Origin of the sequence: Bacillus sp. 41-22, from assembly GCF_025809295.1 — a bacterium.
In the GTDB taxonomy this organism is placed as follows: domain Bacteria; phylum Bacillota; class Bacilli; order Bacillales; family Bacillaceae_G; genus Bacillus_A; species Bacillus_A mycoides.
This window is the reverse complement of record NZ_CP084035.1, coordinates 1,715,241-1,729,104: the sequence shown is the minus strand read 5'-3', so window position 1 is coordinate 1,729,104 and position 13,864 is coordinate 1,715,241. Positions and strand designations below refer to the sequence as shown.

Sequence of the window (13,864 nt, the reverse complement as noted above, 5' to 3'; positions counted from 1 at the left end):
ACTCACTCCTTAACAATCTCTTACGCTGCTTTTGTTTGTTTGACCGTTTCTACATATTGTTTTGCTTTCTCATCATCGAATTCGCCTTCCCACTTCGACATAACAATGGCAGCTAATGCATTTCCTAATACATTGACAGCTGAGCGAATCATATCTAAAATGCGGTCAATTCCCGCAATTAATGCGATGCCTTCTAGCGGTAAGCCCATTGATCCTAACGTCGCTAATACAACAACGAATGATGCACCCGGAACTCCCGCCATACCTTTGGATGTTAACATGAGAACGAATAATAGCGTTATTTGCTCCGTCAGTGACATGTGTACACCGTACATTTGTGCAACAAACAATGCCGCTAACGCTTGATAAATAGCTGATCCAGTCAAGTTAAATGTATAACCTGTCGGAATTACGAAAGAGGCAACTGCCTTTGGACAACCGAACTCTTCCATTTTTCTCATTATATTAGGTAAAACAGCTTCTGAACTTGCTGTCGTAAATGAAAGAATAAGTTCTTCTTTTAAAATTTTTATTAATGTAAAAATGTTTACTCCGACCATTCGTGCATTAATACCTAATACAATCACAACGAATAGTATAACAGTTACGTATACAGCTAGCACTAGTTTTCCTAAAGGAAGTAGTGTTGCTACACCAAATTTTGCAACCGTAACAGCAATTAATGCGAATACACCAAATGGTGCGAATTTCATCACTTGATTTGTAACCCAAAACATCGCTTCGAGTACACCTTCAAAAAAGTTAAAAACAGGCTTTCCCTTTTCACCGATTGCTGCAACTCCTAAACCGAATAGTACTGAGAAGAATATAATCGGTAATAAGTCACCTTGTGTAATAGACTCAAATATATTTTTCGGTACAATATGAACAATCGTTTCTGCAAAGCCTTTCTTCTCTGTTGCATCTGCTGTTTGTTTATAAGAAGAAATATCACTTTGCTGTAAATTACTCATATCAACGCCAGTACCTGGTTGGAATATATTCGCTGCAAGTAATCCCATTAAAATAGCAATCGTCGTAATAATTTCGAAATAAAGAATTGTCTTACCGCCCAGTTTCCCAAGCTTTTTCATATCTCCTACACCAGCTACCGCAACAATTAATGCTGAAATAACAATCGGTACTACAATCATCTTAATTAAGTGAATAAATATATCCCCAATTGGTGTGATATAAGAAATCGCCGTTTTATTGCCATAAAAGACTGCCCCTACTACAATCCCTAAAACAAGCGCGACAAAAATTTGTGTTGCCAATCCGAATTTTTTCATTTATGTTCATCCCCTTCATGCGAACGCTTTCAATTTGAATTTATAAAAGCTACTCACACATCATATAAGCGAACCTACAAAATCATACAAAAACCTACAAGTTCGTCACAAAAAATTCAAATTTATTTCTTATAATATTCATTGACACTTTTTTATAAAAAAGAAATAAAATAACCTTGATAAAACATCAGATTATTTCGTATAATCTAAAAGATATACGTATTCTAAATAAATGGGGATGAAAAGGAGTGGATGTTATGAAAAATCACGTGAAGAAGTTCATCATATCTATTTCTTTTCTATTTCATTTTCTTACGAAGGAACAAAGGCATTAGCCTTTGTTCCTTTTTTATTGCAATCTATATAGGGGGAATTGTTATGAAACCATATAAACGCGTCTTAATTAAACTAAGTGGCGGCGCACTTGCTGATCAATCTGGAAATAGCTTTAACTCCAAACGATTAGAACATATCGCAAACGAAATAATATCCATTATTGACCTAGATATCGAAGTATCCATTGTCATCGGCGGCGGTAACATTTTCAGAGGTCATCTAGCTGAAGAATGGGGAATTGATCGTGTAGAAGCTGATAATATCGGTACGCTAGGTACGATTATTAACAGCTTAATGCTTCGCGGCGTTTTAACAAGTAAAACAGATAGAGAAGTACGCGTTATGACTTCCATCCCTTTTAATGCAGTAGCTGAACCATATATTCGCCTACGTGCAGTACATCATTTAGATAACGGTTATGTTGTCATATTCGGTGGTGGTAACGGGCAACCATTCGTTACAACAGATTACCCAAGTGTACAAAGAGCCATTGAAATGAATAGCGACGCCATTTTGGTCGCAAAACAAGGTGTAGACGGTGTCTTTACAAGTGATCCAAAATATAATAAATCAGCGAAAATGTATCGAAAACTGAACTATAACGATATTGTTAGGCAAAACATACAAGTAATGGATCAAGCAGCTTTATTGCTTGCTCGAGATTATAATTTACCGGCACACGTCTTTAACTTTGATGAGCCTGGCGTTATGAAAAGAATTTGTTTAGGTGAACATGTTGGGACGTTGATTAATGATGATGTTTCGATGCTTGTGCATGAAAAATAGTATTTTTCATCGGAAGTTTTGTCCACCCCCCACTAATTATTAGCCTTCTCCAATCGGGCTTTTACGAGCAGTTGATCTCCCACCTAACGTCTTTGCTTTAGCCGCATTTTGAAGAGGGAATCTTACTGCTCGTTAATACGAGATCAATAGTCCCCTAATTTGTATAACAAGGGGACTTAAATTTTTATCGTAAACTTATCAGGGTCATTAATAATGTTAGAATTTCTTTACGAAAGCTCTTCCGAATCCCACACTTCAATAAATTCAAAACCTTTTAAATCACTTTGTTCAATTAAAACCTTCAATTCATCCGAAATAAAAACAGCCGTAGGATGAATTTTTCCATTTATGTAAACCTTAAATATCATTTCATTTTGAACTATATTAAAATCAAATGCGAACTTTTCACAACCTACTATAAGGCCTGTAATCATTTTTTTAAAGATTGCTTTATCTCCATCAATTGCATCTAGTACATTCAATACATGAACTAAATAATATATTTCACTATTTGAGTTACGTATAAGGGGTAAGAATTCAACATCAGTACCTACTATAGACTCTAATAATTTTTTTGCCTTTTCACTAACCATTAGGGCACCAATTTCTCCCCAGAAGTGCGGAAAATCACTGGCCTTTCCTTCCTCTAAACATTCAATAGGTAGCTTTCTCCATGAATCTACTAATTTTATTGTAGAGTTAAACTTCCCTTCAAAAAACTTTTTATCTTCTTTATAATTTAATAATTGAAAATACTCATAGTTATCAGAGAAATTTCTTAATTCCCAAATCTTCATAGCTATTCTCCTTTACTACTGAGTGATATATTGTTGTTTCTGCCCCCTTACTTATTTTTTGCTCTCTTAGATATGGGGTCCCCCCAATAATCTAATTAAATTAGTTTTCTTTACGCACCCTCTTCTAAATTCCACACTTCAGTAAATTCAAAACTTTTTAATTCACTCTCTAAAATTGCATTTTTGAATTGATCTGATACTAAAAGATAGCTAGGATGCACCTTCCCATTTATATTCAATTTAAAAACTGGTTCGTCCTGAACAACATAAGAAATAAATACAAATTTTTTACATCCTATTATTAAACCTGAACTTAACTTATCAAAGATTGTTTTATTAGTATCAAGTGCTTCCAACACCTTTAAAACATGCATAGCATAGTATTTTGTGTGTGTGTGTTTGTTTATGAAGTAATGGTAAAAATTCAATATTATCTCCTACTATAGGTTCTAAAACATTCTTGGCTTTTTCACTAATTATTTGTACACCAGACTTTCCCCAAAAAATAGGATAATCGCTTGACTTTCCTTCACCTGTTACCTCAATAAACTTAGGCGTCCATGAATCTGAAAAACTCACCGTAGAATGAAAACTAGTTTTAAAATATTTTTTATCCTCTTCATAGTTCAATAATTGAAAGGTTTCATAATCATCAGTCGAGCTTTTTAATTGCCAAATTTTCATATATATTCTCCTTTATTATTACCATTTATTTACATATTTATTTCTTGGGTTCATTTCACCTTAAATTACCTTCTAATAAATCTCTTCTTATTCCATGTAACACTGTTCGGGTTCACATTCCTTATTTAATCCTTTTAAAAAATAAAAAACAAACCAACCTTTAAAATGTTAGTTCGTTTTTTATAAATCATTAAATTAATATCAGGTAATTAAAAATGAATTTCAGATTATATTTAACATTAGTTATTTTTATCCATTGGTATTGCATTTAGCGCTAAACCAACAGGTCCTAATTTTCCAATTAATTTTTTTGCTTTTCCATATGGAGCCCCTTTTACTAATGTAAAAGGAAGGTTTTTCGATCCTTTTAATAGTTCCCCCGTTGAAATATCAAGTGCTAGTACACTTTTTATCTTTACTAAATCTTTTAATCCCCCATTAGGAATTTCTATTAACACTATATTACACGTATCAGGGATTTCCTCTTTTATTTCCTGTATTTTTCGATTCAAACACCCCGTATTTACCCACTCACTAAAATCTAATGTAACTACAGTGGCATGATTTGGATTCATATCACCAGAATCAACAGCCCTCACTTCTTGTACATCTGCACCTTGCGACATTAAAAAAACATTACCACTACCATCATCACCAATAGAAACATAACCATTTGCATATTCTGTTACTTCCCAGGTCTCATTTCGTTCTATAATATCCTCAGTACCATAAATTGTTAATCCTCCACCTATAGAAAAACCATTTGTATATTTCAATAAACCTTTATATATATTAGGTAATTCGACTTTCATTACATCTTCTATTTCTTGAATTTCAATTTCATTTGCTGGATTATTTTTTATTAAACCAGAAACATTAGATAAATTTATCATTTTTTCACAAAACCTCCCAAACTATCAAAATATTTATAAGCAGCTACCAATACCTTTCTTGCAGTTTTCTGATCAACTCCTGCCTCAATCATTTCTCTATAGCTTACATTAAATTCATAATTTATATCAGTATCATATCCTTCAAGCCTTCTTCGCTTTCTTTGCATAGCGGAAATTTTCGCATGAGGTAAACCAGAACTTGATGGTAAAAGTATTGCTTGAGCTTTCTTTTCGTTATAATCAAATCCACCCTTAATAGCCCATCTTTTAGCCCATTCATTTTGTATAGGATGATGTGATTGTATTCGATTATCAGCAGCTATATTTTTATTTCCTGGAGCACGATTAACCGCTGGACTTAAATAACCATGATCATCGATATCTCCTTTTTGATATCCCCCTGGTCTTTTTGCATTTCCTATCTTTATATTCATGCCGTTATTTGGACTACTTGCTTTAACCAAATAATCTTTCATTGTAGGTATTTCAATTTTCATAGAATCCATACCTGCAATAGCCAGACGGTCTCCCATTTGCAAATTATTTGTAACACGTGAGAAACCTTTTGTTAATGTAGTTATATTACCCACTTGTCCCAATTTACTTGCTTTACTTAATCCTTTATCACCAATGAGCCCAAGTCCAATTTGTGTAAAAGCATAACTTCCCCACTTAGCACGACTTTCAGCGTCTCCATTTATTACATCATTAATAAACGAATCTGACAATGTTTTCCACATAGCAGGTAAGGTTTCATCTAAATGAGTAACAGCGTAGCCCATGTTCTTCCATGTTTCCCATTTACCAAGTGCCACAACACCATCTATTGTATCTTCAACAGCTTGACCCGTACCTTCTAAAATACCATCTATAATTTTTTCAGATGTAGATTTTTCAGGAGGTTTCTTGCACACCGCTCCCTCTTCCATTGATCCTTCCTTTAAAAGATTATCAACTTGACGTTTTCTTTCATCAGCAATTTCTTGAATCGAAACGGTCCAATCCATATTTAATCCTTGTGTACTAAACGTACCACTTACAGGACTAAATCCTTTCCCGCTTTGGACTTCAGCGAGGCCGGCAGTAATGCTAGCCACTAGTTGAAGAGCTGTGTTGTAGTTATTACTGGACGTATAGTTAAATTCATATAGATGCTCTAATTTTTCTTGCAGTTTTTTTCTCATCTCCACTAAAACAATAACCATGGCATCTATTCCAGGCAATACTGTAGCAATACTAATTGCTTCTATACTTGAGACCATTCGATTAATTTCTTGAATTTGCTCTCTTATTTCTTGTTCGATGACATCTGTGGAAGCAACTTGTGATTGAAAATCACTTGGAAACGCATCATTTTGACGAATTAATTCTTCACATAAATAAATGATACCTTGTGCTAAAGGACGAAAAGTTTGGACAAAAAATATTTTTGCACTACTATATGTTTTTCCTTGCAAAACCGTATCAGTTGCAAAGGTATCAATTGATTGGATTGCTTGCTCCATAGCTTGGATAGTAGCGACACATACAGCGTTCATGCTTTGGGTCTGATTTTTTACTTCCCCTACATACATATTTAAACTCATGCTTTATCCTCCCTTTTTAATCGCTGTTGCCGATATGTAAGGTCGGTTTCTAAATCAATAAGATTGCGTCTTTCTTTAAGTAATGTTTCTTTTTGATTTTCCAATTCAAATGTTAATTTCCGCTCAATATGCTGCGACTCTTGAAGCTTATTCATAAAAAAATTAGAAACTTCTTTATCACCATGCCATGTTTCTAAAACTCTATTAAATAAACGATTATTTCGACTTCTCAATTCATGAAAGTCCATTTCTGTTTGTCTCTGGATTTGAATCGCAGCTTGATTTCGATCTTGTTTCTCGAATACTATCCGTAATTCTTGATTTAATTGGTCTACTTGCTTTTCAATGTCTTGACTCATCTTATTCTTCCTATCCTTCTCCCTTTACCCTAGGTTGTCACATTAGCGAAATGTATTTTGTAGTTCATTATCCATTCTTTCAAAATCCTTAGCTGCTAAATGAATATTATCAACTGCTTTTTGAAAGGCTCCACAAAATTGTCTAGTCAAATCTAGCATTTGTTGATTCGCTTCTTGCGCCTGGGCATTAACAGTTAGTGTAGTACGGCTCGCCTTTGTGATAGAACGATTTGTTGCACTTTGGATTGTATTCGAGGCATTTCTCATTTGAGTGGCGATTTGTGTAGCCGTTTGAAAATTACTTTGAAAGTTCCCCATCATTTAAACCCCTTTTAGTTTCAAAATTATATCACGTTACTCATTTTGATTTATCGAAAATTTCAGTTATGAAACTACAGTTTTTTAAGCATTCAACTAGAACTCACTTAGAACTCTTAATCAAAATAGAGGCATTAGTTTAACTTTAATTTAACTACATATTGAATTTTTTACCGAAGCGCAAATGAAGACGGAGGGGCACCCGCCAGACCAGACTATTTTTTAACTACCAATAATAAATTATAAAATAAGAAAGAACCTTCTGTTTTTGAAGGTTCTTTCTTATTTCTCAACTTTTTGAATAAACAATACAGCTTTCTATTTACTATATTCTACATTTCCAGTATTCCAGTTAAATCATCACAAATAAAAATCAACCAATCCCGCAAATTTCTCCTTACAACGCTCCCACAAAGATAACTTCTCAAAAAACTCTTTCGTCATTTCTTTCGAATCATGAAAATCTTGTGTTAACGCCGCATTCACTTCTGATACGATAGATCCACCATGAATATACAAATTCATCTCATCATTTATATAGAAGCTACGCGCAGTAAAGTTTGTTGTACCAATAACGGTTAATTCATTATCAATCAGCATTAACTTTCCATGAAACATACCTTTTTTATAACCATATACCGTAATCCCGTTATTAACAGCTTGACGAATATAAGGATACGCTGCCTCTTTAATAAGAGGAATATCTGGTTTATATGACCAAAGTATTTTTACTGTAACACCACGTTTTTGCGCTCCAATTAAAGCATTCATTAATTCTTTATTTTTCGCTATAAAATAAGGTGTTGTAATTACAATTGAATGTTTCGCTTGTTTTATTAACTTTATATATTTTTCAGCGACGTGATGTCCATTGTAGCTAACCATCGTATGTAATGTATTCCCTTTACTCGCTTTATTCGTACTTCTTTTTATATGTTCTTTCGTATCTCGTTTCCAATCTAAAGCGAATTGCTCTTCTAAATCTTTTGCTCCTTCTCCTCTAAGCCGCACATGATAGTCACGCCAATATCCAAATCGCTTATCTTTCCCTAAGTACTCATCCCCCATATTAAAGCCACCCGTATAGCCAATCTCCCCATCAATCGTCGTAATACGACGATGATTACGATGGTGAAGTGAATAAAATCCGAATGGCAATTCAGGTTTTCTACTATATGTAAAATGTACACCACTTTCCCGCAATTCATTTTTCATCTTTCTTTCAAATGATAAATCATTAATGCGATCAACCGATAAATATACGTTTACTCCTTCTTTCGCCTTCTCCTTTAATAAGTTTAAAAAAGTATGGCTACTTTTATCATCCGATAAAATATAAAAATAAGTGTAAATAGATCGCTTCGCTTCCCTTATATCAGTAAACAACTGTTTATAAAACGACTTCCCTTCTACATATAATTGAAAGTCACTATAATGAGGTGCATACTCTGTCGGCATATTTTTCCCAGCTTCCATTTTCCTGCCTAAAGTAACATCGATATGCATCCAAATTAAAATAAAAACGAAAATAGCAATAATAATAGAAGTAACTCGCAATATTTTTTTAATCATTTTGATTTCCTTCCGCTCATATTACTTACTATTTCGTAGTGTTTCATTAAATTATTTTTTCATACGAAATGTCTTTCTTACTTTTATTTGCGAATACAAAAAGGTGTGGCATTGCGCCACACCTTTTCATTAAATGAAGTTCCTCGCATCATTATTTCTTCCAAACTTATAAATAGCAATTAAGAAGAATGCTATCGCGAAAGCGAATAAAATTAAAATATTTAAATACAACTCAGAAAATGGAATGCCTTGCTGTAGTTTTGAAATCGTATCTAGTAACCAACGCTGCGGAAGGAAATCAGCTACTTTTTGTACTGCTTTCGGCATAATGTCGTACGGGAAATAACATCCAGCAAGTAAACATGTTGGTACTATTACTATATTTTGCATTGCATTTGAAGCAGTTGAACTTTTTGAAAAAGACACAATGACTAACGATAAACCAATTGCAATTAAAGCGAATATCATAAGCACACCAATCATAACTATGAAAGGCATATTTATAGTTGTGTGAAAAACATTCGTCATAAAGAATACTGCAATTACAATTTGTACTGTTAATATCATCATATTTACTGCGACATTAGATAATATAAATTTCTTTCCGTCAATCGGCGTTGATAATAATCTAAAATACGTTCTGTTCTCTTTTTCTTTTAAAATAAATCCTGATAAGTTCACTGCTGAAAATAACATAAACATAATAAGATAACCCATCGTTTGATTTGTCATATCTTTATTTTTTGAAGTATCTTCAAGTGTCTCAGACTTTACTTTAAATGAACTTTTTTGATAACCAGCGTACATACTATTAAACGTACTTTGATCGGCCCCTGCCACTTTACTAATCGCAGCGATGTTATCAACATAGTTATATAAATACGATTTTATAAATCCTGTTACTTGATCGCCTTTAATCGATGAAATCTCAATATGACTCGGTTTCCCTTCTCGAACACTTTCAGAAAAACCAGACTGTAATGTAATAACACCATCAAGTTTTTTTGAAGTGAGTTTATCTTCCACTTCAGATTCCTTAATTTTACTAACATTTACATGATTGAGTCCTTCTAAAAATTTCACTGTATCATTTGCGATAGGTTGATTTTCTTTATTTATAACCCCAATATTTAACGTTCCTTGCCCTACATTCCCATATATCGAAAAGGAAATGAGCGTTCCTATTATCGGCAAGCTAATAATAATGAGTAACCCCTTTTTATTTTTCAAAAGCACAGATAACGTTTTTTGTATGAGCCATAAAATATCTTTCATACTATAGCCCCTCCCGTCTACGTAATGCAATAATCGCAATTAATAAAAAGAGTGCTGAAATTCCGAGGTTTAAAAATATTACTGGCAGTGCCGCCCCTATGTCATTTGCATAAATAATTTTCATAATGGCTGTGTTGGCCCACGTTAATGGCGATAAATTCGTAACGACATTTTCTTCCACTACGAAATACGCACCACCAAAAATAGAAGCTAATTGCACAACAACCATAATAATCGCTCTAGATGCCTCACCTGTTTTTGTAATAAATCCGATTCCTAAACCGAAGCTAATTGCTAGAAAGACTTCTGTTAGTAAAATAATAAATATGATTCCAATATGGTCACCCCAATTCGCTTGAAAAACAAATTTACTAAATAAAACGACGAGTAATAGACAAAGTGCATTCGCTACAAGACTACCGAGCACTTTCCCAACGAAAATCTCAGCTTTACTTATAGGTGCTGCAATTAAACGATCTCCTGTTTTACGTATTCGTTCTCCTCGAATTAAAAAACTCGCCCCCATTGCAGCGTACAGTGCAATCATCGTCGTCATTACAACCGCATAGTAATCCATAGAACCTGGTTTTTTAGCAGCTTGTAAAGATGTTTCTTTAATATAATCATTATGATTTCCGTTTGAAATAACTGCGCTAACCTTACTCGGATCTACTTTTGCAACTTCGGCCACTACGTTGTACTTATCAACAAATGTTGTAAGCATGCCTTCCACAATACTTCCCTCAATACTACTTTTGTCACTTCCATAAAATTTTGCACCATCTTTATTTAACTCTACATAAGCAGCATATTTATTTTGCTTCACTTCTTCTTTCCCATCTATACCTTCGGAAGCTTTTTTAAAATGAATACCTGATTTATCAACTTCTTTTGTAAATGCTTCAAATGATTGAGAAAACGTGCTACTTGCTTCATCTTTATATAGCACTTGTATATCCTTAAACGATTGACTATCGCTATTAAATGCATTCGTTAACGCTGTTCCTAACACAAGCATAAGTACAATTGGAAATGCTAACATAAAAACTAAAGTTCTTACGTCCCTGAAATCTCTTTTAATGTGCATCACTGCAATGTTAAAGATGTTCAATTGATGAACCTCCCTTTACCTTTTCTTCATTTACCGTTATTTATCTCGTAAGTTTCTTCCAGTTAACGTAAGAAATACTGTTTCTAAGTTTGGAGCCTGCTCCTCTAACGAACGAATTTCAATGTCATGATTAATGAAATGCTGAATAATTTTATTTAAATTATTTAATCCTGCATCCGAGTTTACCTTGATTACGTTCTCTTCAATTTGAACAGCTTTCACACCATTTATCTCTTTTAAATTTTCTACATCTAAATTTTCTACTGACTTTACTTCAATCCAAATATCTTTCGTATCTGTAATAATCGCTTTTAACTGTTCTTTCGTTCCTTCTGCAATTACTTTACCGTGATCGACAATTGCTATTTTCGTACAAATCTCTTCCACTTCTTCCATGTAGTGACTCGTATAAATAATCGTACTTCCCATTTCATTTAATTTTCGGACAGACTGAAGAATGTAGTTCCTTGACTGCGGATCAATTCCAACTGTCGGTTCATCCATAATAATTAACTTCGGTCTATGAGCGATTGCACAAGCGATATTCAGTCTTCGTTTCATCCCGCCAGAAAAGTTTTTCGGATAACTTTTATGTTTATCACTAAGGCCTACAAATTGAAGTGCTTCCTCTACTCTCGCTTTTAGCTCGGCTCCTCGTAATCCATACAATCCAGCAAAGAATTTCACATTTTCATAGGCAGTTAACTCTTCATAAATCGCAATATCTTGTGGAACGATACCGATATTCATTTTCGCAAATCGATTATGTTTCTTTATATTTTTTCCTAGTATGCTAATTTCACCTTCATTACTTCTTAACAAACCAGCAATCATATTAATCGTTGTACTCTTACCAGCACCATTCGAACCTAAAAAGCCAAATATTTCTCCTTCTTTAATAGATAAAGACATATTATCTACCGCGATGAAATCACCAAATTTTTTCGTTAAATTTTTAATTTCCAATGTGTTCATCATTTCACCCCTATTTCGGTTTCTCTGCTTTTATTATAAACAAAAAGAATGAACCTGCTCAGTGCAGAAGTTCACCCTTTTCACATGAGATTATTCACTTTTTTCATATGAGATGATTCATCCCTCATATCGGCAACAACATCGTTACTGAAAAACCACTTGTTCCATCTACAATAATTTTTCCGTTTACTGATGCTGTTCGCTCCTCCATCCCCATAATACCGAGGCCTTTCTTAACAAGAGCTGCACCTTTACCATTATCCTTCACTTGTACTTTCACCATCTTGTTCAGTACATGAATATCTATTGAAATGACTGTCGCATCAGCATATTTCATCGCGTTTGTTAGTGCCTCCATAACATTTTCACCAATAATCTTCCACTGAATTGGTGAAATCATATCTAAGTTCCCTTTATATACGAATGGAATATTTATATCATGCTTACCAGCAAATTCCTCTATGAATAATTTCATACGATGAATACCAATTTGCTCAGTTGGTGGCTTCATATTTTTTAATGTAATCCGAATGCTTTCAATTCCATCTTTTGAAATATGAATGGCATTTTGTAATAATTCCACAGATTTTTCTTTATCTATTTCCATTAACCTCTTTGCTGCTTCCATTTGAATTAGTGCACCTGTCATTGAGTGACCGATTTTATCATGGATTTCTTGAGATAGTCGATTTCTTTCCTCTAATTTAAATGTGTATTCAGATTGCCTTATGTAATCTTTATTTTCATTTAAGCTTTTCGTAAGTCTTTGTATGTCTTTTCTCATTTTATCATTTTGCATTTCTAATTTTAATAATCGTGCTATATAGCGGTGAGCTATCGTTAAGGAAAAAAAACAAAATGCACTTATAAGTCCATACGTCATTTGAATACCTTCACCTATAAAAATAATAGGTAGAATCATAATGAAAAAGATTAACCATTTCTTTTTTATGTAATAATTTGCAATTTCATATAAGTTCAAAGGTAAAAACAAAATAAAAAACGGATGAACCTTCCATGTAAATAACATAACTACGCCAATTGACACACAAGTTAATATGTTTTTGTACGTATCTTTTTTAAATATAGAGATCAACACGTTTACAGAAAGATATAAAAGCAAAGTAAGTATAATCCATGGTAAGTTCGTAACATTTAAATGAATGTAGCTAAACACTATATATAAAAAGACAATAAGTTTACTTACAGTTAACCAAAATTCCATAACATTAATCTACTTTCCCTGTTAAGTAATAAATCGCAATTTGCGTGCGATGTTCTAGTCCAGTTTTCCCTAAAACTGATGTAATATAATTTGCAATCGTTCCTTCAGATATGAAAAGTTGCTTCGAAATTTCTTTATTTGAGAAACCTTTCGCAATTAATGCGATAATACTAAGCTCTCTTTCTGTGAAAAGGCTCTTATCAATTTTAGATTCTTCCTCTTTACTTTCCATTAAATTAGACTTAATTTTATCAAGCACTACATCTTGCATAACAGTTTGACCGTTATAAACTCCTTTTATCGCATCACGAATACGCTCCGGATCATTATTTTTTAATAAATAACCTTTCGCTCCGTTTTTTACTGCGTCCAAAATATATTCATCATCATCAAATGTCGTTAAAATGAGAGGCTTCGTTTTTGTCTCTTCACAAATTAACTTCGTCGCCTCTACCCCGTTCATGTTTGGCATACGAACATCTAAAAGCGCAATATCAACTTCATACTTTTTACAATACGCTACAGCTTCTTTTCCATCATTTACGGTATCTAATACTTCAAACTCTTCATATGTATTTAAAATAATTTTCATACCTTCTCTAATAAAAGAATTATCATCGGCTATTAATATTTTAATTTTCATGTTTGTTAGTAT

The 13,864-nt window shown here is 33.4% G+C and carries 13 protein-coding genes and 1 pseudogene; 1 reads left to right on the top strand and 13 read right to left on the bottom strand.

The window, feature by feature from the left end; genetic code table 11:
- Positions 1–20 precede the first annotated feature (20 nt).
- Entirely contained in the window at positions 21–1,292 is a 1,272-nt protein-coding gene (locus LCF45_RS08925; RefSeq protein WP_002130957.1) for a cation:dicarboxylate symporter family transporter, read from the bottom strand.
- 378 nt (positions 1,293–1,670) lie between these two features.
- Here LCF45_RS08925 and pyrH point away from each other — a divergent pair, with 378 nt between their 5' ends.
- Positions 1,671–2,414, top strand: a complete 744-nt coding sequence (pyrH, locus tag LCF45_RS08920; protein WP_003188660.1) for a UMP kinase — start codon at positions 1,671–1,673, stop codon at positions 2,412–2,414.
- A 227-nt stretch (positions 2,415–2,641) separates the two neighbouring features.
- Here pyrH and LCF45_RS08910 read toward each other — a convergent pair whose 3' ends face one another.
- From LCF45_RS08910 to LCF45_RS08850, 12 genes and pseudogenes are all read right to left on the bottom strand, one after another.
- Positions 2,642–3,211, bottom strand: coding sequence for an imm11 family protein (locus LCF45_RS08910; RefSeq protein WP_003188662.1), 570 nt, complete (start codon positions 3,209–3,211; stop codon positions 2,642–2,644).
- 110 nt (positions 3,212–3,321) lie between these two features.
- Positions 3,322–3,895: pseudogene (locus LCF45_RS27040) on the bottom strand (imm11 family protein).
- Positions 3,896–4,134: 239 nt separating this feature from the next.
- Positions 4,135–4,788 (bottom strand): SMI1/KNR4 family protein, encoded by a 654-nt coding sequence (locus LCF45_RS08895; RefSeq protein WP_002126717.1) that lies wholly within the window; start codon positions 4,786–4,788, stop codon positions 4,135–4,137.
- Complete coding sequence (locus LCF45_RS08890; RefSeq protein ID WP_263894745.1) at positions 4,785–6,374, bottom strand: T7SS effector LXG polymorphic toxin; 1,590 nt, start codon at positions 6,372–6,374, stop codon at positions 4,785–4,787. Before LCF45_RS08890 ends, LCF45_RS08895 begins: the two co-directional genes overlap by 4 nt.
- Complete coding sequence (locus LCF45_RS08885; protein ID WP_002126715.1) at positions 6,371–6,733, bottom strand: DUF3958 family protein; 363 nt, start codon at positions 6,731–6,733, stop codon at positions 6,371–6,373. Before LCF45_RS08885 ends, LCF45_RS08890 begins: the two co-directional genes overlap by 4 nt.
- 42 nt (positions 6,734–6,775) lie before the next feature.
- The gene (locus tag LCF45_RS08880) at positions 6,776–7,054 is read right to left on the bottom strand and encodes a TIGR04197 family type VII secretion effector (protein WP_002126714.1); all 279 of its coding nucleotides are present in this window, start codon (positions 7,052–7,054) and stop codon (positions 6,776–6,778) included.
- A 357-nt stretch (positions 7,055–7,411) separates the two neighbouring features.
- A complete protein-coding gene (cls, locus tag LCF45_RS08875) occupies positions 7,412–8,623 on the bottom strand; it encodes a cardiolipin synthase (protein ID WP_263894744.1) in 1,212 nt (403 codons plus the stop codon).
- 129 nt (positions 8,624–8,752) lie between these two features.
- Entirely contained in the window at positions 8,753–9,898 is a 1,146-nt protein-coding gene (locus LCF45_RS08870; RefSeq protein WP_002086373.1) for an ABC transporter permease, read from the bottom strand.
- A 1-nt stretch (position 9,899) separates the two neighbouring features.
- The gene (locus LCF45_RS08865; protein ID WP_002126711.1) at positions 9,900–11,009 is read right to left on the bottom strand and encodes an ABC transporter permease; all 1,110 of its coding nucleotides are present in this window, start codon (positions 11,007–11,009) and stop codon (positions 9,900–9,902) included.
- Positions 11,010–11,045: 36 nt separating this feature from the next.
- Positions 11,046–11,984 (bottom strand): ABC transporter ATP-binding protein, encoded by a 939-nt coding sequence (locus LCF45_RS08860; protein WP_002086377.1) that lies wholly within the window; start codon positions 11,982–11,984, stop codon positions 11,046–11,048.
- Between the two features lie 124 nt (positions 11,985–12,108).
- The gene (locus tag LCF45_RS08855; protein ID WP_016119985.1) at positions 12,109–13,209 is read right to left on the bottom strand and encodes a sensor histidine kinase; all 1,101 of its coding nucleotides are present in this window, start codon (positions 13,207–13,209) and stop codon (positions 12,109–12,111) included.
- A 4-nt stretch (positions 13,210–13,213) separates the two neighbouring features.
- A complete protein-coding gene (locus LCF45_RS08850) occupies positions 13,214–13,852 on the bottom strand; it encodes a response regulator transcription factor (protein ID WP_002012250.1) in 639 nt (212 codons plus the stop codon).
- Positions 13,853–13,864 lie beyond the last annotated feature (12 nt).